This is a genomic window from Haloplanus natans DSM 17983 (assembly GCF_000427685.1).
In the GTDB taxonomy this organism is placed as follows: domain Archaea; phylum Halobacteriota; class Halobacteria; order Halobacteriales; family Haloferacaceae; genus Haloplanus; species Haloplanus natans.
The window spans coordinates 1890625-1915530 of sequence record NZ_KE386573.1 but is presented as its reverse complement, the minus strand read 5'-3'; the positions used below and the strand labels follow the sequence as shown (position 1 = coordinate 1915530).

33 protein-coding genes and 2 tRNA genes are annotated in these 24906 nt (G+C 63.8%); 18 read left to right on the top strand and 17 right to left on the bottom strand.

Annotated features, from left to right (window positions below; all coding sequences use genetic code 11):
• Positions 1 to 65 precede the first annotated feature (65 nt).
• The 8 genes from HALNA_RS20045 to HALNA_RS11955 form a co-directional block, all read right to left on the bottom strand.
• Positions 66 to 971: a hypothetical protein gene (locus HALNA_RS20045; protein ID WP_157573525.1), complete on the bottom strand. Its 906-nt coding sequence runs from the start codon at positions 969 to 971 to the stop codon at positions 66 to 68.
• Positions 972 to 1015: 44 nt separating this feature from the next.
• A complete protein-coding gene (locus HALNA_RS11975; protein ID WP_049936599.1) occupies positions 1016 to 1639 on the bottom strand; it encodes a M48 family metalloprotease in 624 nt (207 codons plus the stop codon).
• Between the two features lie 185 nt (positions 1640 to 1824).
• The gene (locus tag HALNA_RS20040; RefSeq protein WP_157573524.1) at positions 1825 to 2058 is read right to left on the bottom strand and encodes a hypothetical protein; all 234 of its coding nucleotides are present in this window, start codon (positions 2056 to 2058) and stop codon (positions 1825 to 1827) included.
• 89 nt (positions 2059 to 2147) lie between these two features.
• Positions 2148 to 2789: a hypothetical protein gene (locus HALNA_RS20035; RefSeq protein ID WP_157573523.1), complete on the bottom strand. Its 642-nt coding sequence runs from the start codon at positions 2787 to 2789 to the stop codon at positions 2148 to 2150.
• A gap of 366 nt (positions 2790 to 3155) precedes the next feature.
• Positions 3156 to 3872, bottom strand: a complete 717-nt coding sequence (locus HALNA_RS11970; RefSeq protein ID WP_049936598.1) for a glucose 1-dehydrogenase — start codon at positions 3870 to 3872, stop codon at positions 3156 to 3158.
• A 228-nt stretch (positions 3873 to 4100) separates the two neighbouring features.
• Positions 4101 to 4856: a DUF2064 domain-containing protein gene (locus HALNA_RS11965; RefSeq protein ID WP_049936597.1), complete on the bottom strand. Its 756-nt coding sequence runs from the start codon at positions 4854 to 4856 to the stop codon at positions 4101 to 4103.
• A 45-nt stretch (positions 4857 to 4901) separates the two neighbouring features.
• Complete coding sequence (locus HALNA_RS11960) at positions 4902 to 5543, bottom strand: uracil-DNA glycosylase (RefSeq protein WP_394324590.1); 642 nt, start codon at positions 5541 to 5543, stop codon at positions 4902 to 4904.
• Positions 5544 to 5734: 191 nt separating this feature from the next.
• Positions 5735 to 6763, bottom strand: coding sequence for an Mrp/NBP35 family ATP-binding protein (locus HALNA_RS11955; RefSeq protein WP_049936596.1), 1029 nt, complete (start codon positions 6761 to 6763; stop codon positions 5735 to 5737).
• A 161-nt stretch (positions 6764 to 6924) separates the two neighbouring features.
• Between HALNA_RS11955 and moaA the strand changes: the two genes are divergently transcribed.
• The 15 genes from moaA to HALNA_RS11880 all read left to right on the top strand — a co-directional run bounded on the left by moaA (position 6925) and on the right by HALNA_RS11880 (position 15259).
• Complete coding sequence (gene moaA / locus HALNA_RS11950) at positions 6925 to 7893, top strand: GTP 3',8-cyclase MoaA (protein ID WP_049936595.1); 969 nt, start codon at positions 6925 to 6927, stop codon at positions 7891 to 7893.
• A 256-nt stretch (positions 7894 to 8149) separates the two neighbouring features.
• Positions 8150 to 8234, top strand: a tRNA-Ser gene (locus HALNA_RS11945).
• 15 nt (positions 8235 to 8249) lie between these two features.
• The gene (locus tag HALNA_RS11940) at positions 8250 to 8777 is read left to right on the top strand and encodes a 30S ribosomal protein S13 (protein WP_049936594.1); all 528 of its coding nucleotides are present in this window, start codon (positions 8250 to 8252) and stop codon (positions 8775 to 8777) included.
• Entirely contained in the window at positions 8778 to 9305 is a 528-nt protein-coding gene (locus HALNA_RS11935; protein WP_049936593.1) for a 30S ribosomal protein S4, read from the top strand. It begins immediately after the preceding gene.
• The gene (locus HALNA_RS11930; RefSeq protein ID WP_049936592.1) at positions 9302 to 9691 is read left to right on the top strand and encodes a 30S ribosomal protein S11; all 390 of its coding nucleotides are present in this window, start codon (positions 9302 to 9304) and stop codon (positions 9689 to 9691) included. The genes HALNA_RS11935 and HALNA_RS11930 overlap by 4 nt, the downstream gene beginning before the upstream one ends.
• A gap of 4 nt (positions 9692 to 9695) precedes the next feature.
• Positions 9696 to 10445: a DNA-directed RNA polymerase subunit D gene (locus HALNA_RS11925; RefSeq protein ID WP_049936591.1), complete on the top strand. Its 750-nt coding sequence runs from the start codon at positions 9696 to 9698 to the stop codon at positions 10443 to 10445.
• A 129-nt stretch (positions 10446 to 10574) separates the two neighbouring features.
• Positions 10575 to 10659 (top strand) — tRNA-Leu (locus HALNA_RS11920).
• 20 nt (positions 10660 to 10679) lie between these two features.
• Complete coding sequence (locus tag HALNA_RS11915; RefSeq protein WP_049936590.1) at positions 10680 to 11030, top strand: 50S ribosomal protein L18e; 351 nt, start codon at positions 10680 to 10682, stop codon at positions 11028 to 11030.
• Positions 11027 to 11464 (top strand): 50S ribosomal protein L13, encoded by a 438-nt coding sequence (locus HALNA_RS11910; RefSeq protein WP_049936589.1) that lies wholly within the window; start codon positions 11027 to 11029, stop codon positions 11462 to 11464. The genes HALNA_RS11915 and HALNA_RS11910 overlap by 4 nt, the downstream gene beginning before the upstream one ends.
• Positions 11458 to 11856: a 30S ribosomal protein S9 gene (locus HALNA_RS11905; protein ID WP_049936588.1), complete on the top strand. Its 399-nt coding sequence runs from the start codon at positions 11458 to 11460 to the stop codon at positions 11854 to 11856. Before HALNA_RS11910 ends, HALNA_RS11905 begins: the two co-directional genes overlap by 7 nt.
• Positions 11857 to 11868: 12 nt before the next feature.
• Positions 11869 to 12060 carry a DNA-directed RNA polymerase subunit N gene (locus HALNA_RS11900; protein WP_049936587.1) on the top strand — a complete coding sequence of 64 codons (192 nt, stop codon included), beginning with the start codon at positions 11869 to 11871 and terminating at the stop codon, positions 12058 to 12060.
• Positions 12057 to 12236 carry a DNA-directed RNA polymerase subunit K gene (locus tag HALNA_RS11895; protein WP_049936586.1) on the top strand — a complete coding sequence of 60 codons (180 nt, stop codon included), beginning with the start codon at positions 12057 to 12059 and terminating at the stop codon, positions 12234 to 12236. Before HALNA_RS11900 ends, HALNA_RS11895 begins: the two co-directional genes overlap by 4 nt.
• The gene (eno, locus tag HALNA_RS11890) at positions 12233 to 13438 is read left to right on the top strand and encodes a phosphopyruvate hydratase (protein WP_049936585.1); all 1206 of its coding nucleotides are present in this window, start codon (positions 12233 to 12235) and stop codon (positions 13436 to 13438) included. Before HALNA_RS11895 ends, eno begins: the two co-directional genes overlap by 4 nt.
• Complete coding sequence (gene rpsB / locus HALNA_RS11885) at positions 13435 to 14229, top strand: 30S ribosomal protein S2 (protein ID WP_049936584.1); 795 nt, start codon at positions 13435 to 13437, stop codon at positions 14227 to 14229. Before eno ends, rpsB begins: the two co-directional genes overlap by 4 nt.
• A gap of 67 nt (positions 14230 to 14296) precedes the next feature.
• Positions 14297 to 15259, top strand: coding sequence for a zinc-dependent metalloprotease (locus HALNA_RS11880; RefSeq protein ID WP_049936583.1), 963 nt, complete (start codon positions 14297 to 14299; stop codon positions 15257 to 15259).
• Here the strand turns inward: HALNA_RS11880 and HALNA_RS11875 are convergent.
• The 3 genes from HALNA_RS11875 to HALNA_RS11865 are packed head-to-tail and all read right to left on the bottom strand — an operon-like array spanning position 15256 to position 16484.
• Entirely contained in the window at positions 15256 to 15483 is a 228-nt protein-coding gene (locus HALNA_RS11875) for a hypothetical protein (protein WP_049936582.1), read from the bottom strand. The genes HALNA_RS11880 and HALNA_RS11875 overlap by 4 nt on opposite strands.
• The gene (locus tag HALNA_RS11870) at positions 15483 to 15872 is read right to left on the bottom strand and encodes a nuclear transport factor 2 family protein (protein WP_049936581.1); all 390 of its coding nucleotides are present in this window, start codon (positions 15870 to 15872) and stop codon (positions 15483 to 15485) included. The genes HALNA_RS11875 and HALNA_RS11870 overlap by 1 nt, the downstream gene beginning before the upstream one ends.
• A 24-nt stretch (positions 15873 to 15896) precedes the next feature.
• Positions 15897 to 16484, bottom strand: coding sequence for a methyltransferase family protein (locus HALNA_RS11865; RefSeq protein WP_049936580.1), 588 nt, complete (start codon positions 16482 to 16484; stop codon positions 15897 to 15899).
• An 84-nt stretch (positions 16485 to 16568) separates the two neighbouring features.
• On the opposite strand from HALNA_RS11865, the gene HALNA_RS11860 reads away from it, so the two are divergent.
• On the top strand, positions 16569 to 17222 hold the full coding sequence (locus HALNA_RS11860) for a helix-turn-helix domain-containing protein (RefSeq protein ID WP_049936579.1): 654 nt from the start codon (positions 16569 to 16571) through the stop codon (positions 17220 to 17222).
• On the opposite strand, the gene phoU is transcribed toward HALNA_RS11860, so the two are convergent.
• From phoU to HALNA_RS11835, 5 genes are all read right to left on the bottom strand, one after another.
• On the bottom strand, positions 17211 to 17894 hold the full coding sequence (gene phoU, locus HALNA_RS11855) for a phosphate signaling complex protein PhoU (RefSeq protein WP_049936578.1): 684 nt from the start codon (positions 17892 to 17894) through the stop codon (positions 17211 to 17213). The genes HALNA_RS11860 and phoU overlap by 12 nt on opposite strands.
• A gap of 95 nt (positions 17895 to 17989) precedes the next feature.
• Positions 17990 to 18865, bottom strand: coding sequence for a phosphate ABC transporter ATP-binding protein PstB (gene pstB, locus HALNA_RS11850; RefSeq protein ID WP_049936577.1), 876 nt, complete (start codon positions 18863 to 18865; stop codon positions 17990 to 17992).
• 6 nt (positions 18866 to 18871) lie between these two features.
• The gene (gene pstA, locus HALNA_RS11845; RefSeq protein ID WP_049936576.1) at positions 18872 to 20470 is read right to left on the bottom strand and encodes a phosphate ABC transporter permease PstA; all 1599 of its coding nucleotides are present in this window, start codon (positions 20468 to 20470) and stop codon (positions 18872 to 18874) included.
• A gap of 1 nt (position 20471) precedes the next feature.
• The gene (gene pstC / locus HALNA_RS11840; protein ID WP_049936575.1) at positions 20472 to 21431 is read right to left on the bottom strand and encodes a phosphate ABC transporter permease subunit PstC; all 960 of its coding nucleotides are present in this window, start codon (positions 21429 to 21431) and stop codon (positions 20472 to 20474) included.
• Between the two features lie 137 nt (positions 21432 to 21568).
• Positions 21569 to 22567: a PstS family phosphate ABC transporter substrate-binding protein gene (locus tag HALNA_RS11835; protein ID WP_049936574.1), complete on the bottom strand. Its 999-nt coding sequence runs from the start codon at positions 22565 to 22567 to the stop codon at positions 21569 to 21571.
• 324 nt (positions 22568 to 22891) lie between these two features.
• On the opposite strand from HALNA_RS11835, the gene HALNA_RS11830 reads away from it, so the two are divergent.
• Complete coding sequence (locus HALNA_RS11830) at positions 22892 to 23893, top strand: phosphate uptake regulator PhoU (RefSeq protein WP_049936573.1); 1002 nt, start codon at positions 22892 to 22894, stop codon at positions 23891 to 23893.
• A 37-nt stretch (positions 23894 to 23930) separates the two neighbouring features.
• On the opposite strand, the gene HALNA_RS11825 is transcribed toward HALNA_RS11830, so the two are convergent.
• Positions 23931 to 24305: a 30S ribosomal protein S8e gene (locus HALNA_RS11825; protein ID WP_049936572.1), complete on the bottom strand. Its 375-nt coding sequence runs from the start codon at positions 24303 to 24305 to the stop codon at positions 23931 to 23933.
• Between the two features lie 93 nt (positions 24306 to 24398).
• Between HALNA_RS11825 and HALNA_RS11820 the strand changes: the two genes are divergently transcribed.
• Entirely contained in the window at positions 24399 to 24884 is a 486-nt protein-coding gene (locus HALNA_RS11820) for a DUF2240 family protein (protein WP_049936571.1), read from the top strand.
• Positions 24885 to 24906 lie beyond the last annotated feature (22 nt).

The window sequence follows — 24906 nt, the reverse complement described above, 5'->3', positions numbered from 1 at the left end:
TTCCCGGTGCCACAGCCTGATTACGAGAAAGATTTCTTGTTTATATAGTCCTATGGCGTGTTTGTTTATAGAATTGTCTCTAAACCAAGGAGTCCTGCATAGGAAACCCAAGAAAAATAGATAACACATATTGCTATTACAGTCTGTTTGGCAGAAAAATAACTTTGCTCTGGATGATGATAGCCATATCTGGCATATAAGATGCGGGTAAAGCCATCAGTAAAGAAGACAGAGATGAATAGTAGTATAGCTGATAGGATTGATAGAACTGAATTCGAGGGGTCCAAAGAATAACCGGTGAAGAAGAGCAGTACTGCAATTAAGAGAAAGAAAGCAAATGCGGCTATCACGCCCAAGGTTCCGCCAATCCGTTCTCCCAGACTTGCATCGTCATCACGAGTATATTCTCCTTGATATGCCTCAACGAGTTGATCCGGCCAGTCACTACGCGGTACAGTTGTAGACTGAAGGCATTGGTTGACAATACGTCCAAATTCTTTTCTGAATCTTGTGTTCTGAATGCCGCTAAGTATCATATTATGCGAGACAGCCGCAATAAAATAGAATAGATCCTCGAAAACTAACTCGTATAGCAGTATTGGAACGAAACTCAAGATGCACAGAAACACTAATGATAGTACTCCGTTGGGTACGCTAATCAACCCTACAACAATCTCCGAAAGTTGAACGCTAAAATAGAATAGCGAATAAATGGTTGAGAGGACAAGAAAAGGTTTCGTGGCTGTGAATACGCCTTTACTATCGTAGAACGAGTTGATTATTGCGATCCTACGAACGAGAGTTAAAAACAGTAACAAGAATGGTACAAAATAATTCACGGGAACAAATAGCCAATATGCGTCTGGATAAGCCAAAATCATTGTGCTGAGAAACGCGGCAATTGTGATTTCAAAATCAACAGCGGTGTCTGAACTGGTCCCAAATATTGATTCCACTTGAATTTCTTCCATAATCAGAACAACTTATGAGCGAATAAGTTAGTTCTCTGCTATCTCTACCTCTGATGTAGGTGTTGATAGAGCTGAACAGTCTGGTCAGGATGTGTATAAAACAGCCTCCGGAAAATTCGAGAACGGATTGCTGGTTCGTGATCGCCTCCAATCTCGTCGTAGGCGCTTCTGAATTTTTCTTCGCCCAATTCACAAATCGCATCGTAGTCTGCCCACGTCTCTTCAATTCGGAATAGCGCCGCAAATGCTACGGTCATAACAAGTCCCGTTGTAGCTGGTTCAGCCAGTTCAGCGAGAGAAGATCCAAGGAAGAAGAAAATTCCAGAGTAGAACAGGATCACGATCCCGCTAGCACCCGAAACTGCCATGCCGTACAGAAGTCCTTTGTAGATGCTGTTACGGTTCTTATGACTCAATTCGTGATGGAGGACAAACCGCTTCCCATCTGTCGATAGCTCTTCCGTTCTGGTCTTGTTCCAAATTATTGTTCCGAAGGGTGTCGCCTGTGCGTAGATGTCGCTGTCCTTACGGAATGTATAGACTGTAACGGGATCATCAAGCAACGTAAGTTCCTCAGTCCCCTCTAATCTTGAACGCTTTAGGAGACGGACGAATAGCCATGTAAGGGCGGTCTGTAACCACCGCTTCACCTCTTCTAAAGCGTGCATGAGCATTTTTGTGGACAAGTGATTAAAAATTTTGTCCAGTCAAGGAGTAATCCAGAGAAACCCGTCTGTTCCCGGTATGTAGCAGAAGCGAGAATATCAGTCTACTATGCAGGCAACTCCACGTGGTTTCTGAGGACACAACAAATAAACTTCCAATAGGTTAGAGCGGTAATTCACTTAGGAAGTCAGTATGCGGATGCACCTAACTCAAAATCTTCAACGAATATGTCGTGATCCTCGTCGTAGGCGAATGTTAGAGTCACCTCGTCATTACCGTCCATTTCAATTAGCTTCTCTCTCACGTCGTCTGGCGTCTGTGGATGGTGGGGATCAAATGAAATTGTTTCATCTTCTCGCCATGCGCTAACAGTAACCACCGTTATCATTCCAGGCCAGTCGGGATCATACGGCTCAGTCACAACACAATGGTAAGTGTTTCGATACCGTCTCCATTCTTCTGCCCTCCTTGCTTCTCGCTCAGTTACAAAACGGTCGTGTATGCGACTATCTAAGTTCCATTTTTTTGCTCTAACGATTTCGAATCAGATAGAATAAAAATAAGCTCATTTGTTATCCCTTCATCACTATCAACTGCGTCTTCAAGCCGCTCTATTATGGCTTCGGCTTCTTGATTAAGGCTTTCCTGTTCCCCAACAAATTCGTCATATTCTACATCTGATAGGTCTTCGCTTACTCTGTTCACCGTATCCCGAACAATTCTAATCAGCGTTTCTTTCGCACTCAGCTCACCGATCCGTCTGTCGTACTCTTGTGTCGCTTGAGAAAACCATGTAGCCCATTCTAAAGCCATCTCCCGGGATTCAACCAATATCTCACGTTCTGGATTTAAATGTGGATTATGCGAAACGTCATTACGTACGTCTCCAAGGCGATTTAACACACGACTGTAATTTTCATCGATTTCAACCCCGCCAACGGATTGGAGCCTCGATTTAGCAATATTCCACTTCCTTCCAAGTGATGCATCATGTATTTGATGAGATTGAAATTCCAAGTATTCCTGACCAGCTTGGGTCAAAAGATCTCCGTAGAAGTCAAATAAAGAGCGTGCTGCGATTCTCCGCTGGTATTTTTCGTCAATATCGAATTCATCAAATATCCTTAAGTATTCCTCAGGTATCTGGGGCATGGAGTCAATATATACACATTTGCTAAAATAACCTACTCTGATTCAACTATCTTCGTAATGAGTGGATACGAGATGGATTCAATAGAGAGTCTGACAATAAAAATTCCAGTTGTAGAGTTAACCCAACTCAAAACCGGCTTTACCTCCTCTTAATTAAACCGAGGCGGACTTTAGATTGTCTTATCGAGCCACGTATTTTATTACCTCAGCTCAAGTTAGATGCTGTCGATGGATGGGTTCGCCGGGGGTTAGCCGCTCTCAGGGTTCCTGTATCGGGAGGCAGGCGCAATAGGCCGCTCTGCCATCCCACCGCGTCCGCACGTTCAGTCGCGTCGGGCTAAGGCCTGTCGGTTCTGGGGGGTCGCGTCACTGGCTCACGTACCCCCCATCGATCACCAACGTCTCGCCGGTCACGAACGACGCGTCGTCGGAACAGAGCCACAGCGCGGCGTCGCCGATTTCCTCGGGGTCGCCGACCCGACCCATCGGCGTCGCTTCGCTGACCGCTTCGATCATCTCCGGATTGGCCGCTGCCGCCCGATCGACCATCGGCGTCTCGATCACGCCCGGCCAGATGGCGTTCACCCGCACTCCCTCGCGGCCGTACTCCAAGGCGGCGGCCTTGGTCAATCCGATCACGCCGTGTTTGCTCGCGACGTACGGACTCACGCCTTGGAAGCCGACGACGCCGGCGATAGAGGAGGTGTTAACGATCACCCCGCCGCCGTCGTCGAGCATCGCGGGAATCTCGGCCCGGAGCCCCAGGAAGACGCCCTTGAGGTTGATGTCGATGACACGCTCCCAGTTGTCGTCTGCCTGATCGGCCAGCGAGTCGTTGTGCCCCTCGATACCGGCGTTGTTGAATGCGAAATCGAGGCCGCCGTAGCGGTCGACGGCCGTCTCGACGAACGTCGCCTCGCCGCCGGCGTCGCGGATGGCCTCGACGGTCCCCGATCCGCCGTCCGCGTCCACGTCCGCGGCGACCACGCGTGCGCCCTCCTCGGCGAATCGTCGTGCGTCCGCCCGACCGATGCCGCTGCTCGCCCCCGTTACGATCGCCACCCAATTCTGAATGCCGCTCATAGCGGTCACCGACTACCGATCCGAATGACGAGAAGAAATAATCGAGTGTTTGATATGCTGGTCCGGTCGGAGTCACCTCCGGGCGCCGCCGGGAGACACCAGTCCAACAGGGAGGTGCCGCCGAGAAACGCCAAAAAAGAGCGGATCGGTGCTGTAGGTGGCTCCGAAGGACCGATTCCGGCCACCACACCGCCCTGACGACGGACGTGTCGAGTGCGACGAGTCCCGTCAGTCCCGCACCACGTGCGGTTCCGCCCCGTCGTAGTCCACCCGCAAACCGAGTTCGTCTGCGACGGTGGCGGTGTGGACGGGGACGATCCGTTCGGCGTCAACCCGTGCGTTCAGGAGGGGAAGGGCATCGAGCAGGTCGTCGCCCGTCTCGATGACCGGCTGGAGCGGCAGGAAATCGACCTCGTGTCCGTCGTCACGACCCCGCGTCGTCAGCGTCTCCAGCGCCGGTTCGGCGAAGGCGTCGGTGAAGTCGATCGGTTCGGTGAAGCCGGCGTAGTAGACGCGGCCGCGGGTCGAGGCGCCGAGTACCACCTCCGATCGGCGGAGTTTCATCGCCGCGTTGTCGACGAGCGGCCGGGTGAGGAAGGGAATCGTCGGTTCGACGACGGCCGCGGAGACGACCCCCTCCTCGCGGAGGAGGTGGGTGACGGTGTTGCCGGCGCGGGCGGCGAGCGACGAGCCGACCTGTGGTTCGAAGCGTACGTCGCTCGGGTCCTCGAGCGCCGACGCGGCCACCGCCCGGACCGCCGCCTCCGACGCCGTCTCGGTGACGCCCTCGTTGGGCAGGAGGTCGTCGGGGCGGTAGTTGACGAGCAGGTCACCGCCGGAGCGGTCGATGGCGACGAGGACGTCCTTGAGGACCGCGGCGTACCACTCCGCGGCCTCGGCTTCGGTCAGCGGACTCGTCGCCGCGAGGTCGGTCGCTACGAGGCCCTCCCGCGGGGGGTCCGCCAGTACGGCGATGGTGGTCATATCTCCGGTTCGTGGCGGCGCGCCCTTGAACGCGCCGGTCCGTCCCTAATCGTGGGCGCCGCTCCGTCCTTTCGTCTGGCGGTAGTCCCGGCCGAGTACCGACTCCGCGAAATACTCGACGAACGCCTCGGTCTCCTCGTCGGTCTGGTCCTCGAGGGCGCGCATGGGGACGAGTTCGAAGCCGCGGCCGCGGATCGTCGTCGCGTGCAGGTCGTCGGCGTCGAGTTCCTCGGGGTTACGGGTCGTATGCTCGACGGCGACGCCCCGGAGCGCCAGCGTCCCCACGGGGACGATGATCTCCGGGTTGATCATCCGCAAGTCGGCGGTCAGGTAGGGGTCACAGGTCGTTATCTCCTCGTCGGTCGGGTCGCGGTCCGGGTGGCGACACCGGGTGAGGTAGGTGCAGTACGCGCCGTCGAGTTCGGGCCGGTCGGCGTCGGGCGGCGAGTTCGAGAGCTCGAGGTCGCCGAGGATACGCTGGAGACGACAGCCGGCGTCGTCGCCGGTGAAGGGGATGCCGGTGCGGTCCGCACCGGATCCCGGGCGGCCGCCCACGAACAGGAAGTCCGCGCCCACGTCGCCGTACCCGTGGACGACGCTCGTCCGGGCGTCACAGAGGTTCGGACAGTTCCGGCAGTCCTCGTCCATACCGAACGGGTTGTCGGGGTGATCCTGTGCTGGGTCCACACGCCACCGAGGCGCCCCGTCCACAAAAGCGGTCGGTCGTACTGGCGGCTGTAGGGCCCTCGAGAGCGTCGTTACCCGAACTGGAGACACTCCCGAAACGGGGGACAGCCGACGGTGTCATACTGATTATTGTGAGTCTTCACCGGTGGGTCGCCAGAACGGATCGGCGACCCGCCGGTCGACAAACACTATCAGTCGTTCGAGACGCGGCGCCGGTTGACGACGCCGACGTTGTTTGCGACGTCTTCGGTGATGACGCGGAAGGCGTCGGCGGTCGGGTTGTCCTCTTTCAGCACCATCGGCTCCTCGCCGGTTCTGATCGACGGGTCGAGGGGGACGCCCCCGAGGTAGGGGAGGTTGTTCGCCTCGGCGAGTTCGCGCCCGCCACCGGAGCCGAAGATGTCGTGTTGGCCGCCACAGTCCGGGCAGACGAAGGAACTCATGTTCTCGACGAGGCCGAGGACGTTCGTGTCGTGGCGGCCGAACATCCGGATGCCCTTCCGGGCGTCGTCGACGGCCACTTCTTCGGGCGTCGTGACGATGACGGCGCCGGCGAGCGGGAGCGTCTGGAGGATGGTCAACTGCGTATCGCCCGTTCCCGGCGGCATATCGAGGATCAGGTAGTCGAGTTCGCCCCACTCCACGTCCTCGACGAGTTGGGTGAGCACCTGGTGGACCATCGGCCCCCGCCAGATGACGGGGTCGTCCTCGCCGACCATGAACGCCATGCTGATGAGTTTCACGCCGTAGCGCTCGGGGGGGATGATGGTGTCGTCGTCCGTCGCCGTGGGTGGGTCCTCGGAGTCGAGCATCCGGGGGACGTTCGGCCCGTAGACGTCGGTGTCGAACAGCCCAACCTTCGCGCCGAGTTTCGACAGGCCAGCGGCGAGGTTGACCGCGACGGTCGACTTGCCAACGCCACCTTTCCCGGAGGCGACGGCGACGACGTTTTTCACTCCGGGCAGCACCTCGTCGTCACGGATCGACGCCGGCCGTTTGGCCGTGAGTTCGACCTCCAGTCCGGCCTCGGTGAGCACCTCCCGAACGTCCGCGGCGATGGCGCTTTCGGTTGGCGCGTACGGCGCGCCGAGCGCGAGCGACACCTTCGCCACGCCGTCGGCGACATCGACGCCGTTGACCAGTCCGAGCGACACGATGTCGTCGCCGAGGTCCGAATCCTCGACCCGGCCGAGCAACTCCCGTACGTCGGCTTCGTCCATGGCGTAGCGTGGGTGTGAGGGCCGCATAAGGGTTTTGTCGCACCCACACCGAATGCAACCACAGTGACACACTTCGAGGGGCGTTGCGTAATCAATTTCAGTTACTTCGCCCGGTTCCGATGGCCCCAATTTAAGCGTCTCGGGACGAACGATCCGATAGTATGCTGGAGGACGATTTCGGTCGAGAGGTGACGGGGGTTCGCGTGTCCCTCACCGACCGGTGTAACTTCGACTGTGTTTACTGTCACAACGAGGGGCTCGGTGATACACGCGGCCCGATGGAGGCCCAAGACGACGAGATGTCGGCGGACGACGTGGTTCGGTTTCTGGAGGTGGCCGCGGAGTTCGGCGTCGACAGCGTGAAGTTCACCGGCGGCGAGCCGATGCTCCGCGGCGACTTGGAGGAGATCATCCGCCGGACGCCGGACTCGATGGAAGTGTCCATGACGACCAACGGCACCTATCTGCCGGGGCGGGCGGGCGATCTCGTCGACGCCGGCCTCGAACGCGTCAACGTCTCGCAGGACGCGCTCGACCCCGAGGCGTTCGCGGAGATCACGAAATCCGGCGCCTACGAGAAGGTGATGGAGGGCGTCGAGGCGGCGCTCGACGCGGGGCTCGATCCCGTCAAGCTGAACATGGTCGTCTTCGAGCACACCGCGGGCTACGTCGAGGGGATGGTGAACCACGTCGCCGAGAACGACGGGCTCCAGCTCCAGTTGATCGAATATATGCCCGAACTGACGGGCAAGCCCGAGTGGAACATCGACATCGGGCGTGTCCACGACTGGCTGGCCGACATCGCCGACGAGGTGGAGCACCGAGAGATGCACGACCGCAAGCGCTACTGGGTCGACGGCGGCATGGTCGAAATCGTCGACCCCGTCGAGAACGCCACCTTCTGTGCCAACTGCCACCGGGTTCGGGTCACTCACGAGGGTTACCTGAAAGGCTGTCTCAACCGTAACGACGACCTCCGATCGATGGGCGAGATGACCAAGCCGGAGATCCGCGAGACCTTTCGCGAGACCGTCGCCAACCGCGTGCCCTACTACGGCGAGTACATGATCAAAAACGACGACGACGAGTGGGAGATCAACGAGGAGTACATCGGCGCGCCGACGGCGTAGGCGGGCGTTTTTCACGCGAACCGCATCTTCCGTCCACCGTTGACGACCAGTGCCGGCTTCGAACTCGAACGGTCCGTATGGGAGCAGGTCGCACGCCCCCGGCCTTTCGTGATGTTTAAGTATCGGCCCCGGGTTCCTTCGGATGCATGCTGCAGGGGCGCTCGGCCCCGAGTCCGCAAGCGCGATGATTCGGACGGCGAATCATCTGCCAACAAATCCGCGTGGATTTGTGAGGGCGACGATACAGAACGCGAGTGTTGCGGTAGCCAAGCCTGGCCCAAGGCGCAGGGTTGCTAACTCTGTGGCGTCAAGCCTCCGGGGTTCGAATCCCCGCCGCAACGCTCACACCCATACCAATGAGTGCAGAAGAACCACAGGACGGCTCCCCCGATGACGACGAAGACCTTCGGTACTTCGTCCGAATCGGCCAGACCGACCTCGACGGGACGAAAGCCGTCGAGCGGAGCCTCACCGACATGAACGGCATCGGCAAGCGCACGGCGCGCATCGTCGCCGACGCGGCCGACGTGGACCGAACGGCCACGTTCGGACGCCTCAGCGACGACGAAATCGACCGCGTGATCGAGGCGGTGGAGAACTTCGCCGACGAAGTCCCCGAGTGGATGGTCAACCGGCGAAACGACTTCTACACCGGCGAGAACGACCACATCGTCGGCTCCAACCTCGGACAGACGCGCACGCAGGACATCAACCGGATGAAGATGATCGACTCCTACCGTGGCGTCCGACACAAGCGTGGACAGAAGGTGCGCGGCCAGCGGACGAAGTCCACGGGCCGCACCGAAGGCACCATCGGCGTCAACGTCGAGGCGATCAAGGAAGACATGGCCGAGGAAGCCGCCGAAGAGGAGGAGGACGGATAGATGACCACCGGCAAGAACACCAAGTTCTACGAGACCCCGAACCACCCGTACCAGGGCGAGCGCATCGCCGAAGAGGCCGATCTCCTCGGGCGTTACGGTCTGAAAAACAAAGAAGAGCTCTGGCGCGCCCAGTCCGAACTACGCGAGATGCGCCGCGAGGCGCGGCGACTGCTCGGCGACGCACAGGGTGACGTCGAGGTTGCCGCGGACGCGGGCGGCGAGTTCGTCGCTCGGCTCCAGCGACTCGGCATCCTCGGGGGCGAGGACGACATCAGCGACGTGCTGTCGCTGGAAGTGACGGACCTGCTCGAACGGCGACTGCAGACGGTCGTCTACCGGAAGGGGCTGGCACACACGCCCCAGCAGGCCCGCCAGTTCGTCTCGCACGGACACGTCACGGTCGACGGCGCGCGCGTGCAGACGCCGTCGAAAAAAGTGGAGGCCGACGAGCAGGCGTCCGTCGCCTTCGACGAGACGAGTCCGCTCGCCGATGACCTCCATCCCGAACGCGCGGAGGCCCAGGAATGAGCGCCGAAGAAGAGGAGAAATGGGGTATCGCCCACGTCCACGCGTCGTTCAACAACACCCTCATCACGATCACGGATCAGACGGGGGCGGAGACGATCGCGAAGTCGAGCGGCGGGACGGTCGTGAAACAGAACCGCGACGAGGCGTCGCCGTACGCGGCGATGCAGATGGCCGAAGTGGTCGCCGAGGAAGTCCTCGCGGCCGGCGTCGAGGGCGTGCACGTTCGCGTGCGTGGCCCCGGTGGCAACGGCAACAAGTCGCCCGGCCCCGGTGCCCAGGCGACGATCCGGGCGCTGGCCCGTGCCGGTCTCGAGATCGGTCGTATCGAGGACGTGACCCCGATCCCGCACGACGGGACGCGCGCGCCGAAGAACAGCCGCCTCTAACATCATGGTAGCCGACTTCGACATCGAGTTCATCGAACGCGACGACCGGAACGCACGATTTCTGGTCCGTGGAGCGACGCCGGCCTTCGCCAACGGCATCCGCCGGGCGATGATCGCCGACGTGCCGACGTTCTCCATCGACACCGTCCGGTTCGTCGAGAACTCGTCGGTCATGTTCGACGAGATGATCGGCCTCCGTCTGGGACTGGTGCCGCTTTCGACCCCTCTCGACGACTTCGAGGTGGGCGACGAAGTGACGCTGGCGCTGGACGTGGAGGGGCCGGCGACGGCCTACTCGGGCGACATCGAGTCGTCCGACGCGCTGGTTCAGCCGGCCGACGACAACATCCCGATCATCGAACTCAAAGAGCAACAGCGGATCGAACTCGAGGCCGACGCCGTGCTGGACCGTGGCCGCGACCACGCCAAACATCAGGGCGGCGTGGCCGTCGGCTACCGTCACCTCCAGCGTGTCGAGGTCGTCGACGACGCCGGCGAGTTCGACGAACAGGAGCCGAACATCCTTCGCGGGGTCATCGAGACGGCCGACGGCGAACTCGTGGCGACGGGCGAGTTCGACCACGACCTCACCGAGCGATACCCCGGCAAGGAACTCGAGGTAACGGACGTGCCCGGCGCGTTCGTCTTCCACGTGGAGACGGACGGGTCGTTCAGCGTCGAGGAACTGGTCACGCGCGCCGTCGAGTCCATCGGCGACCGCGCGGCGGAACTGGAATCGAAAGTCGCCGTTTAGACCCCACGATGCCCCGAACCCCACCCACGCCGACGCTCGCCGCGGCCGCGAGCGACGCCCCCGGCTCGATCCGACACGGGATGGGGACCGAAAGTGGTTTGAAGGGGCGACGGATACTGCGCTATGCGTGCAGGGATAGCCAAGTCAGGCCAACGGCGCAGCGTTCAGGGCGCTGTCCCATAGGGGTCCGCAGGTTCAAATCCTGCTCCCTGCACTCCCTTTTGGAGGAAGACAATGAGTAAGACGAATCCGAGACTGAATAGTCTCATCGCCGAGTTGAAGGCGGTGTCTCGCGAGTCCGGTGCCGGTGTCTGGCAGGACGTCGCGGACCGCCTGGAGAAGCCACGGCGCACCCACGCGGAGGTCAACCTCGGGCAGATCGAACGGTATGCCCGCGAGGACGAGACCGTCGTCGTACCCGGCAAGGTGCTGGGAAGCGGTGTGCTCGAAAAAGAGGTAACGGTCGCCGCGGTCGACTTCTCGTCGACGGCGCGCACGAAGATCGAACAGGTCGGCGACGCCGAGCAGCTAGCACGGGTCGCCGAGGAGAACCCCGAAGGATCCAACGTCCGGGTGATTCGATGAGTCTCGCAGAGTTCGATGCCGACGTGGTTGTCGACGCCCGTGATTGTATCATGGGCCGGGTCGCCAGCGAGGTGGCCCAGCGCGCCCTCGGTGGCGAGACGGTCGCCGTCATCAACGCCGAGGACGCGGTCATCACTGGCAACGAGGAATCGACGATGGAGACCTACCGCAAGCGTGCGGAACTCGGCTCCGACAGCGGGCCGTACTACCCCAAGCGTCCGGACCGCATCTTCAAGCGGGCCGTCCGCGGGATGGTCCCTTACAAGAAGCCGCGGGGCCGCGAGGCCTTCGAGAACGTCCGTATCTACGTCGGCAACCCCTTCGACGAGGACGGCGACGTGCTCGAAGGCACGTCGCTGGATCGCCTCTCGAATATCAAATTCGTCTCCCTCGGAGACGTCTCCGAACAACTGGGTGCGAACGTCACATGGTAACCAACACGAGCGGCAAGAAGAAGACGGCCGTCGCCCGCGCCACGGTGCGCGAGGGCGAGGGACGCGTGCGTATCAACTCCCAGCCCGTCGAACTGGTCGAACCGGAGCTCGCGAAGCTGAAGATGCTGGAGCCGTTCCGCATCGCCGACGAGGAGCTTCGGGACACCGTCGACATCGACGTGAGCGTCTCGGGTGGCGGCTTCGCCGGACAGGCCGACGCCGTCCGGACCGCCATCGCTCGCGGGCTGGTACAGCATCACAACGATGCCGAACTCCGCGACGCGTTCATGGAGTTCGATCGGTCGCTGCTGGTCAACGACGTCCGGCAGTCCGAACCCAAGAAGTGGGGCGGTCCCGGCGCTCGGGCCCGCTACCAGAAGTCCTACCGCTGAGGTGATCCACCCATGATGATCCCAGTCCGGTGTTTCACGTGCGGGAAAGTCATCGGCGAGCACTGGGAGGAGTACCAGGCTCGCCTCGACGACGGCGAGGACCCCGCGGAGGTGCTCGACGACCTGGGCGTGACCCGGCACTGCTGTCGACGGATGTTCGTCTCGCATAAGGACCTCGTGGACGTCGTCTCACCCTACCAATGAGTCAGGGTCGCTACAACCGCTACGAGAAGGCGCGCATCCTCGGGGCGCGAGCCCTGCAGGTGTCCTACGGGGCGCCGGTGCTCGTCGAGACGGAGCAGAGCGAACCGATCCTGGTCGCGGCCGAGGAGTACGACGCCGGTGTACTCCCCTTCACGGTGAGGCGGGAGGGCAAATGACGCTGATTCGCTCGGTGAGCCTGCGTCGGGTCCTCGACTCGCGTGGGTCGGCGACCGTCGAGGCGGACGTGTTGACCGAGTCGGGCGGCTTCGGCCGCGCGGCCGCACCGAGCGGTGCGTCGACCGGCGAGTACGAGGCGATCGAACTGCCGACGGGCGAGGCCATCGCCGCCGCCCGACAGCACGCCGTCCCGCGACTGGTCGACGAGGTGCACGCGGGCAACCAGCGGGAAGTCGACGCCGCCTTGCACGCCGCGGACGGCACCGACGACTTCTCGGCCATCGGCGCCAACAGCGCCGTCGCCATCTCGATGGCGGCCGCGAAGGCCGGTGCCGACGTGCTCGGTGCGCCGCTGTATCAACACCTGGGCGGCGCCTTCCGCGGCGACAACTTCCCGGTTCCGCTCGGGAACGTCGTCGGCGGCGGCGAACACGCCACGGACGCCACCCACATCCAGGAGTTCCTGGCCGCGCCCGTGGGCGCGCCGAGCGTCGTCGAAGCCGTCTTCGCCAACGCCGCCGTCCACGACCGAATCGGCGACCTGTTGGACGAGCGTGGCATCGCCGCCGGCAAGGGCGACGAGGGCGCGTGGGCGCCCCCGGTCGAGGACGCAGTGGCGTTCGAACTCGTCGCGGAGGCGACCGACGACGTGGCCGCCGACGTCGGCTTCGAGGTCGGAATCGGCCTCGACGTGGCGGCGTCGGAGCTCTACGACCCCGACGACGGGGTGTACCGCTACGGCGATGTCGAGCGGACGCCGGACGAGCAGGTCGACTACATCGCCGGCCTCGTCTCCGAGTACGACCTCGCGTACGTCGAGGACCCCGTCGACGAGGACGACTTCGCCGGCTTCGCCGATCTGACCGACCGGGTCGGCGACCGGACGATACTCTGTGGCGACGACCTGTTCGTCACGAACGTCGAGCGCCTGCGACGTGGCATCGACGAGGGAGCGGGCAACGCCATCCTGGTCAAGCCTAACCAGATCGGGACGCTCTCCGACGCCGTGGACGCGGTAGAGCTCGCGACCCGGAACGGCCTACAGGCCGTCGTCTCGCACCGATCGGGCGAGACAGAAGACACGACCATCGCACACCTCGCCGTGGCGGCCGACGCCCCGTTCATCAAGACGGGGACGGTCGGGGGCGAGCGAACCGCCAAACTCAACGAACTCATCCGCATCGCGGAGGACGCAGTATGACAGACAACGACAACGAACTCGAAACCCCGGACGGCGACGAGGCGGCGGCCGACGAGGCCGACGCTCCCGAAGACGCCGAGCCCGCGGACACTGAGGAACCGACCGCCGAGGCGGCCACGGAGGCGGCCGAGGCAGAGGCAGAAGAAGCCGAAGACGTGGAGGCCGAGGAGGAGGCCACCCCGTTCGACGACGACGTGATGCCCGACGACGAGGCGGACCTCCTCATCCCGGTCGAGGACTATCTCGGCGCCGGCGTCCACATCGGGACCCAGCAAAAGACCGAGGACATGGAGCGGTTCATCCACCGCGTCCGTGACGACGGCCTGTACGTACTGGACGTGAGCCAGACGGACAAGCGCATCCGCACGGCCGCGGACTTCCTCGCGAACTACGCGCCCGAGCAGATCCTCGTGACCTCCTCGCGCCAGTACGGCCGGTTCCCGGCCGAGAAGTTCGCGGAGGCCATCGGCGCCCGCGCCCGGACGGGACGGTTCATCCCCGGGACCCTCACCAACCCGGACTACGACGGCTACATCGAGCCGGACGTGGTGGTCGTCACCGACCCCATCGGCGACTCGCAGGCGGTCAAGGAGGCCATCACTGTCGGCATCCCCGTCATCGCCATGTGCGACTCGAACAACCAACTCAGCAACGTCGACCTGGTCATCCCGACGAACAACAAGGGTCGACGCGCCCTGTCGGTCGTCTACTGGCTGCTCGCCAACGAGACGCTCGACCGCCGCGGCGCCGAACCCGCCTACGCACTCGACGACTTCGAGGCGGGCATCTAGAGCAACGGACCCGTTTCACGACTGCGGCGCACGGAAGCGTTTTTAGTCGGTACCGACACGGTTTGGTATGGATCTGTTTCGGAGCGTCCGGACCGTCACCACGGCCTCCGGCGACGGCTACGTGGACTGGCCAGCCGTCGGAGAGGCGGCCAAAGCCAGCACGGACGCCGGCGCGCTCGACCTGAGCGACACGGAACGCGAGGGGTACGCGACCGACGTGCGCGACGCGCGCGACCGCCTCCACGCCCTCGGCGGTGTCACGTTCGACCTGCCGGAGACGGTCGAAATCCAGAACCGGCACCACTGGATCGACGCCAACGTCGACACCTTCCGACGGGTGATGGCGCCCGTCGAACGCGAAGCGCCGCGCGCGCTCTTTCCCGACCTCACCCGCGTCGTCAACACCGGCTCGCTCTCTTTCATGCTCGCCTTCCTCGGCCGGAACGTCCTCGGGCAGTACGACCCGCTGCTCCTCGCCGAGGCGGCGCCCGCGGACCGGGATCACGCCCTCTATTTCGTCCACCCGAACATCGTCGACGTGGCCGAGACGCTGTCCGTGGACACCGCTCGATTCCGGCGATGGATCGCGTTCCACGAGGTGTCCCACGCCGCGGAGTTCGGCGCCGCCCCGTGGCTCTCGGACCACCTCGAAACCCGCCTCGAACGCGGTGTCGACGCGCTCGCGACGGGCGAGTTGGATCGGGAGGCCTTCGCCGAACTCGACACCGCGATGACGGCCGTCGAGGGGTACGCCGAACTCCTGATGGACCGGGCGTTCGACGACGACTACGCCGACTTGCGGGCGAAACTCGACGCACGGCGACAGGGCGGCGGCCCGGTCGCTCGGCTGGCCCGCCGGCTCCTCGGACTGGGGTTGAAACGCCGACAGTACGAACGCGGGGCGGCCTTCTTCCGGGCCGTCGCCGACGCGCGGGGGCTAGAGGGCGCGAGCGCGGTGTGGGAGCGGCCGGAGAACCTCCCGACGGACGCGGAACTCGACCACCCCGAGCGGTGGTTGGCGCGGATCTAGCGCCGGCGTTTCTCGCGCCACTGCCGGCCGACGTACCCGAGATAGGAAAGCAGCGCCCCGCCGACGAGGAGGCCGGCGACGACGGCGCCGAGTGCCTGCACGGCCGTGGCGTCGGCGGCGAGGGCGACGAGCCCTCCCGAACAGCCGATGAGGACGACGAAGCCGTATTTGAGCCGGCGGGAGGCGACGGCTCGGTCCGCCTCACTGAGGCTCGGCCCCACCATCACTCGACGTGTGGCGTACTGACGTGCATCCCGACGAAGAGCCACTCGACCTCGTCGTCCTCCACCCCACGGCGTTCCATCGTCCCGCTCCACCGCGTCGGGACGGCGTACTCGTGGTCGGCCTCGCGGTCGGTCCACGACAGGAACACCGAGTCGGAAAAGTAGGCGTAGCCGTCGCGTTCGGAGACCCGGAGGTCCTGACTCTCTACGGTCCAGTCTTCCGTCGTTCGGCTCTGTTCGCGCAGCCCCTCGGCGACGGCGTCGTAGCCGACGAGTCGCTCGCCGACGCCGAACTTCACCACGTCCGGGCGCTCCGCGAAGTAGGGATAGAGCGGTTCGCCCCGCCGGAGCGCCTCGTAGTACTCGCGGATGGTCGCCGCCGCGTTCATACGCCATCGTCTCCCCGACGGCGGTTAACTGTTTTCAGGGGCGACGGCGCGGCGGAGCGTCGCGATGCCGACGAACCGTGGGACGCGGGCGGCGTAGCGGTCGTAGGCGTCGCCGAACTCGGCGCGAAGGTGTGGCTCCTCGGCACGGGGGAGGAGCCACACCCAACCGACGTGGGCGGCGGCGAGGCCGGCCACGAACGCCGAATCGACGGCGAGCGCGAACCCCATCACGCCGACGATCATGCCGACGTACTGCGGATTGCGCGTGTAGGCGTACGGGCCGTCAGTGTGGAGGTGGCCGGTCACGCCCATCGTCTCCGCGGACTGCATCGTCCGCGCGCCCCGGACGAACAGGGCGGTTCCGAGAGAGGCGAGGACGACGCCGACGACGGCGGCCGGAAGTGGGAGGCCCCACCCGCCGAAGTCCAGCACTGCGGTGGCGATCAGCGAGAGGTCGAAGACGCCCACGAGCGTCCAGTGGACGTAGTACGCGGGCGTCCGGTCGCCGGGCGGCCACCACTCGTGGTCGGTCAGGAGCGTTCCGAGGACGATACCGTAGACGCCCGCGGCGGCGAGGAGGCCGCCCCCGAACGCGAGTCGTGTCGGTGTCATACGGCGTGGCCTTGTCGGCGAGCGCCCGAGTCCGAACTGCCTCACCCCCGAGGCTTTTATTTAAGCGCCGAAACCGTCGACTCGATGAAATACGTCGAACTGCGCATCTACCACGAGTCGGGGAGTCTCCACCCTATGCACGCGTTCGAGATGCGCCACGAGGCCATCGAGCGCGCGGCGCTGTTGCACTGGAACACGGTGCTCGACGGGACGAACACGATGGTGTTCCGGGTTCGGGGCGACCCCGAGCCGTTCCGGGCGAAACTCGACGCTCGGACGGCGACGGTGGAGTACAGCCTCACGGAGGCGGTCGAGGGCACCTTCTACTGCTGTGTCCGTGACCGCGCGATCGACGCCGACCGGAACTACATCGAAGCCGTCGCTCGTGGTACGCTCGTCGTGGTGCCGCCCGTCGCGTTCAACCCCGACGGGACGACCGATCTGACGCTGGTCGGAACGCCGGCGGACGTCGACGCGGCCGTCTCGGGGCTGCCCGACGGCTTGCGGGCGACCGTTCGGTCGGTCGGCCCGTACCGTCGGCGGGCGGGGGCGGACGCGGTTCGGCTCACCGACCGACAACGAGCGGCCGTCGCCGCCGCCGTCGACTGCGGGTACTACGACTCGCCGCGGGCGGGGACGGTCGAGGATGTGGCCGACGCGTTGGGTGTCGCGCCGGGGACGGCGGCCGAACACCTCCGGAAGGCGGAGGCGAGGGTGATGGCCCGATTAGTAGAGTAGTTCGTCGTCGTTCTCGACCATGTAGAGCGTCCGGGCGGCGATATTGACGGCGTGGTCGCCAACCCGCTCCAGGTCGCGGATGGTGAGCAGGAGACGGGACACGTCCTGCATCAACGACTTCGTCTCGGCGTCGCCCCCCTCGTCGGCGAGGTAGTCGCCCTCGATGAGGTCGCGGACCACGACTTCGCTTGCGGCCTCGCACATCGCGTCCACCTCGTCGTCACGGTCGGCGACCGCGTAACACCGCTCTACGTCCTCGTTGGCGTAGGCGTCCATCGCGTCCTCCAGCATATCGAGCGTCGTCATTCCGATACGTTGCATGTCGACGTCGGGAAAGAGGTCGCGCTCGGCGTCGAGGGTGTAGCCACCGAGATTGACCGCCAGGTCACCGATGCGTTCGAGGTCGGTGATGATCTTGAACGACGCCGCGATGAAGCGCAGGTCGCTGGCGACGGGTTGCTGCAGGGCGATCAGGTCGACGCACTCGCCTTCGAGTTCGAGATACATCTCGTTGATTTCGTCGTCGCCCTCGATAACCTCCCGTGCGAGTCGTTCGTCCTTCCGTTCGAGGGCGTCGAGCCCCGTCCGGAGCCGCTCCGCAACCAGTTCGCTCATGTAGAGAACGTCGTCGCGAAGCTCCTCCAGCGACGACTGATAATCCGTTCGCGCCATACCTACGCCTCGACGCGGTCGGCCTAAAACGTTTTCCCATGTCTACTGTTGCCTATATAGAATTCTATAGTTCACCGGCGCGAAGTCCGTAGCTGCTATCCGAACTTGCCGGTGATGTAGTCCTCGACGCGCTGGCTCTCGGGATTCTCGAAGATTTTCTCGGTGTCGTCGAACTCGACGAGCTCGCCGCCGGTGAGAAACACGGCCGTCTTATTGGAGATGCGCGCCGCCTGCTGCATGTTGTGGGTGACGATGACGACGGTGTACTCCTCGGCGAGTTCGGAGATGAGGTCCTCGATCTGGGAGGTGGCGACGGGGTCGAGCGCGGATGCGGGTTCGTCCATCAGGATGACTTCGGGGTCGGGAGCGATGGCCCGGGCGATACAGAGGCGCTGTTGTTGTCCGCCGGAGAGTTCGAGGCCGGACTGGTCGAGTTGATCTTTCACCTCGTCCCACAGCGCCGCCCGCTTCAGCGACTCCTCGACGATTTCGTCGTAGTCGCCCTCCTTGTTCTGGATCTTCAGCCCGTACGCGACGTTGTCGTAGATGCTCTTGGGGAAGGGGTTCGGCGACTGGAACACCATGCCGACCCGCCGACGGAGCGCCACGGGGTCTACGTCGTCGTCGTAGACGTTCTTCCCACGGAGATAGAGGTCGCCCTCGACACGTGCGGCGTCGATCAGGTCGTTCATTCGGTTGATACACCGGAGGAACGTGGATTTCCCACAGCCCGACGGCCCGATCATGGCGGTCACCTGGTTCTCGGGGATCTCCAGCGAGATGTCTTGGAGGGCCTGCTCGTCGTTGTACCAGACGTCGACGTGTTCGGCGCGGACGACGGTGTTTGCGGCCATCGTCGGCCCCGACGAGTCCACGCTCGCGCTCACGTCGGTCTCGATTGCCATGTCGTTGATGGTCGGGTCGTCGGTCGATTCGTCGGTCGCGTACTCTTGATCTGGGTTATCTGACATGGGGAATCACTGCTGGTTCTGGTATTTGTTGCGCAACACGATGGCGACGGAGTTCATGCTGAGCAGGACGATGAGCAAGACGACGACGCCCGCGGGGACGGCCGCCTGATAGAAGGGATCGCTGGCGAAGAGGCTCGCCCAGGCGTACACCTGCAGAGGCATCGCGCTCACTTTCGAGGAGAGGGCCGTCGGCAGGGAGAAGAGGACGTTCGGCGCGCCGATCATGATGAGCGGTGCCGTCTCGCCGATGGCGCGACCGAGCGCCAGGATCGTCCCCGTCAGAATCCCGGGGAACGCCCGCGGGAGGACGACGTTTCTGATCGTCTGCCACCGCGTCGCGCCCATGCCGTAGGAGGCCTGGCGCATCTCGTTCGGGACGCTCCGGAGCGCCTCGCGGGCGGAGATGATGACGATGGGCAGGATGAGCAAGGCGAGGGTCCCGCCGCCGATGAGGACGGTCCCGGTCGGCTGGCCGAGATACGTGACGAACACGCCGAGACCGAGTAACCCGTAGACGACGGAGGGGACGCCCGCGAGGTTGGAGATGTTCACGTCGATGAAGCGGGTGAAGCGGTTGTTCGGGGCGTACTCCTCCAGATACACCGCGGCGCCGACGCCGAGCGGGAACGAGAGGGCGGCGACGGTGACCATCAGGAGGATCGAACCGCCGATGGCGGGGTAGAGGCCGGCGTCGGCCGCCGTCCCGCTGTGGGCGCTGGTGAGGAACTGCCAGTCGACCCACGACTGCGGCCCGGCGAAGCCGAGGGCCTCCACCGCGGCGGCACCGACGACGGCGCCACCGAGGATCACGGCAGTAAAAAGCAGCCCGGACCGGACGGCCGGATTCCGGCGGGTTGCTCCGACGGCGTATCCCGCGGTGGGCACCACGGCGACGGAGAGCAACACCGTCGCGGGCACCGCCCCGAGGGCGAGGGCTGGGCCAAGCACCTCGCCGGCGCCGACGGCGGCGACACCTGCGAGGACCGCGAGAATCGTTCCTCGCCGTCCTGCCTCGGCGGCGGCGTACCGGCCGACGACGAGCGCGACCGGTGCGCCGAGCGAGGCGGTGAGCATGATCCCGTCGGCCGGGTAGACCGGCAGCCCCTGCACGAGACCGGGGATGAGCAGGAATGATCCGACGATGGCTGCGGCCGCCCCCGCGAAGCGTGCGAGGAAGGGGAGTTGTCGGTCGAAGCGTTCGATCCCGACGACGCCGGCGAGAGCGAGGCCGAGCGCGAGGACGTAGCTGAACCAGACGACCGGCGGCACGATGTCGACGAAGATCATCGCGGCGCCGCCGCCGAACATGGTGCTGACGGCCAGGAGGCCGACGACGCTCGCGCCGAACTTGAACGAGTCGGGGTCGGTCCGGAAGAGGTAGCCCCCGACGGCGAGCGTCGGGAGAACGAGCGTCAGAAAGAAGGTGAGATGCCAGCGCGGATCGGCCGTCAGCGGCTGGATCGCGTCGTTGGCGACGTAGACGAGGAGGATCACCAGCGCGACGATGCCAAAGAGCGTCGCCGCGAGGAGGAGATAGCGGAAGACGGTGCCGACGGTCCGGCTGACGTTGCCGAAGTCCTCGATCACCCGGTCGCTCGTCGCCATCTCAGTACTCCTCCCGGTACCGCTGTGCGACGAGGTCGCTGATGATGTTCATGATGAGCGTGATGATGAAAAGCGTGAGGCCGATGGCGAAGAGGCTGCGGTAGGCGACGCCGCCGCCGGTGACGTCGCCGGTCAGGAGGTTCACCATCGCGGCGGTCATCGGGAGCGCGCCCTCCAGATACGACGCCGGGTTCAGGGGGTTGAGCAGGTTTGCCTGTGACCCCGCGGCGACGGTGACGGCCATCGTCTCGCCGATGGCTCGCGAGAGCGCGAGAATAAAAGAGGAGAAGATGCCGGAGAGGGAGGCGGGGACGACGATGCCGACGGAGACATCGAACTTCGTCGCGCCCATGCCGTAGCCGGCCTGTCGGAGCGAGTCGGGGACGGCCGACATCGCGTCCTCGCTGATCGAGGCGACCATTGGAATGATCATGATGCCGACGACGATGCTCGCCGAGAGCATGTTGAACGTGCCGAGGCCGGGGATGATCGTCCGGAGGGCGGGCGTAATGTAGACGACGGCGAAGAAGCCGTAGACGACCGTCGGGACGCCCGCGAGCACCTCCAGTGCGGGTTTCAACACGCGCTGGGCGCGCGGTGTCGCGTACTCGCTCAAATAGATCGCCGTCGCGACGCCGAGCGGCAGGGCGACGACGGCCGACCCGATGGTGATGGCGAACGTCGCCGACACCAGCGGCAGGACGCCGAACTGTTCGTTGTTGATGATCCACTCCGTTCCGGTGAGGAAGTCGACGACCGACGCGGTCGGTCCCTCGATGCCCATCAACGGCGCGGTGATGGTGAAGAACTTCGCCGCCTCCGTGGTCAGCATGAGGATGATGCTGACCGTCGTGACGATGGACAGCACCGCACACAGGAAGAAAAACGAGCGCGTCAGGAGCTCCTGTGGCGAGTTCTCCGTTCGACGGGTGAGATCCCGTTGTAGGTCGTCCGTGCTCATCTAACGTGGGTCGATTCTGCGCTCGGTGGAAAAAGCTCTTCGTTCGGCTCCGATTCATACGGTTTAGTGTAAGTCATTACCGGTGGGTCGCCGACCCGTCCTGGCGACCCACCGGTGAACAGTTACACTAATCCGTATCAGCCCTGGGCGTTCTCGATAGCCGATTCCAGCGCATCCATCGCTTCCTGTTGGTCCGCGTCGCTCAGGGGAACGTAGCCGACCTCGTTGGCGACGATTTCTTGGCTCGTGGCGTTCTCGATCCAGTAGCGGGCGAACTCCGCGACGTGGTCCTCCGCCAGCGACTCCTGTTTGGCGTAGGTGAACAGGGGGCGAGCGAGGGGGGTGTACTCGCCGGCACGCGCGGTTTCGAGCGATGGCTCGGTGCACCCGCTCCCGTCGTCGACGCCGAGTGCCTTCACGCGGTCCTGGTTCTGGGAGTAGTACGCGAAGCCGAGATAGCCCATCGCGTTCGCCGACCCTTCGACACCCTGGATGATCGTGCGGTCCTGTTCGGTCGCGGAGTAGTCCTGGCGGTGGCCCGGTCCCTCCTCGCCCAGGATCGCCTCGATGAAGTAGTCGTAAGTCCCCGAGGCGTCGGTCGGGCCGTAGAGTTCGAGTTCCCGATCCGGCCAGTCGGAGTTCACCTCGCTCCACGTCGACGGCGGCTCCTCGGCCGACCAGATCTGTCGGAGTTCCTCGACGGTGATGCAGTCGACCCAGTCCGCGTCGTTGTTGACGATGACCGTCAGCGCGTCCGTCGCGACGGTGAGTTCGACCGGGGTGATGTTGTTCTCCGAGCACGCCTGCTCCTCTTCGGGTTGGATGGGACGCGAGGCGTTGTTGAAGTCGGTGCGGCCGGGACAGAAGTGGTTGGCGAAGCCGCCACCGGAGCCCGTCGACTGGATGTTGATGTTGACGCCCGAATGCTCCTCCTGGAATCGCTCCGCCATCGCCGTCGCCAGCGGGAACACCGTGGAACTGCCCGCGATATCGATGGTGCCGGAGAGACCGTCTCCACCGCCGCCACCGCCGGACCCGCTCTGCGTACACCCGGCGAGACCGGCCGCGCCGACCGTCCCGGTCGCCGCGAGGAACTTCCGACGCGACACACGTCCACTCGTGGATCCCTCAGTCATCACTCGGTTTTGGTCGACTGTGACGTAAGTAGACTTCTATGATAACTATATAGAATTTTGTACGACAACAGATAACGTGGTATTCGGATACATCAGGGGCGGACGGCACGCCGAGCGTGGACATCGGAATCGACTATAGAGCCGTAAAGGGCGCTCATACTGGCTTTTACAAGCGTAATTCAATGCCGCCGGGTGATGGTGACCCGTCGAAATCGGGCGCGAATCGGCGGTCGATCGTCTCGCGCTGGCTCGCACGATGCGGCACTCCGGCAATAGTATATAGATATACGAGGTTTTATTTCGGCGAGCCCGTTCTCTCCGCGTATGGTCGAGACCCGAAAGGTGCAGGTGACGGGTGGATCGACGTATACGGTGTCGATTCCGAAAGACTGGGCAACCGACAACGACGTATCGGCTGGCAGCGAGGTGGCCTTCTACCCCGAGGGCGACTCGCTTTTCATGACGCCCCGGACCGGCGACGACCGGACCGAAGGCACGCTCGACATCGGCGACCTGGCCGGCGAGGAGCTCGTCCGCGCCGTCATGACGATGTACGTCAGCGGGTTCGACATCATCGCTCTGGAGAGCGCGCGGATCACGACCGATCAGCGCCGCACGATCAGGCAGGCGACCCAGAGCCTCGTGGGTCTCGAAGTGCTGGAAGAGACCCGCGACCGGGTCGTCATCCGGGACCTGCTCGACTCCTCCGAGCTGTCGATCAACAACGCGGTCACGCGGATGCGACTGATCGCCCTCTCGATGCTCGAGGACGCCGTGACGGCACTGATCGATCTCGACGAGGATCTCGCGCGCGACGTGATCCAGCGCGACGACGACGTGGACCGCCTGTGGATGGTCGTCTCGCGAATCTTCCGGGCGACGCTCCGGAGTCCGCGTGCGGCCGAGGAACTCGGCGTCACCCGCGAGGTGTGTTTCGACTACCAGTCCGCGGCCCGACAGCTCGAACGCGTCGCCGACCACGCGACCAAAATCGCCCACCTCTCCCTCAACTTCGACGAGCCGCTTCCCGAGGACGTGGTCGACGCGCTCAACGGCCTCCACGCCGACGCCGCGAAGGTCATCGACGTGGGGATGGACGCGCTCTTTCTCGACGAGAGCGACGAGGCGACCCGCCAGGCCAACGAGGCCCGCGAGTCCGTCCAGGGCATCGACAGCCACGCCCGCTCCATCGACGAACTCCTCCGCGAACTCGATCCGACGCGCGCGCAACTGCTCGGCCTCGTCGTCGACTCGCTCTCCCGGAGCGCCGACTACGGGGGCAACATCGCCGAAACGGCGCTACAGAAGGCGGCACCGACGCCGTAGGACCGACCGACGGTACGCGAAAGAACAGTGGAGACGCTTACTCGTCGATCAACACCGCGTTGACCTGGCCGCTCTGGCCAGGTCGGGACGTGACGCGGGCACGACCCTCGCTCGTCTCGAGGATGGCACCCTTCGTGATGATGTTTCGGCGGGCGTAGTTGGTGTTCGAGGGGTTGTCGACGACGTTCTCGATGTCGGCCTCGACCGTCTCGCCGTCGACGGCGACGTGGGCGACGTTCGTCGCGAGCGCCCGCATCTTCGTCCCGTTGCCGCGGGAGTCGACGGTCTGAAACCGGGGTTCGCCGACCGTCGTCTCGGCCGGTTGGCGGCCCAGCTGGTATCGCTTCTTGTTTCGGAAGGGCCGAAGGCGGCCCCCAGTACGCTTCCGCGTAGAGCGTCCCTGATCTTGCATACGCCTATCCAGTCTCAGCAGGTACTTGAATGGCTCGAAACGGAGCCTCCGAACACGACAGGATTTAGTGGGCGGGTCGCCGGTCTGTGTGTCATGAGTCTCGAGGCCGCCGTGGCGGCGCCCTTCCGCGACCGGGGGCGTGAGCGCCTCGGCGAGGGGGAGTTCGTCGTTGCCCTGTCGCTCGACCGCGACTGGTTCACGCCCGACCAGGCCAAACGCCTCGTCGACGTGGCCGCCGGCCGGGGCCTCCTCTCCCGCGAGGGCGACGACCTCGTCGCCGACTTCGACCCCGCGGACGTCACCATCCCCGACGGCTTCGTCCCCGACGAGTCCGTTCTCCGCGAGCAGTCCACCTTCGAGCGTGTCCTCTCGGCGCTGACCGACGCCGGCGTCGAGAAACAGGACGCCGTCGCCGCCATCAACGAACGCCAGCGGGAACTCGGCGTCACCATCGAGGCCGCCGCCGTCCTCTATGCCCGCCGGCGGAACGTCGCCGTCGCGGACGCCGCCGACCGTGCGCTGGCCGACCTCGAGGACCGACGGGGAGAGACAGGCCAGCCCTCGGACGGGGAGCCTTGAAATCCCGGCCGACCCTACCACG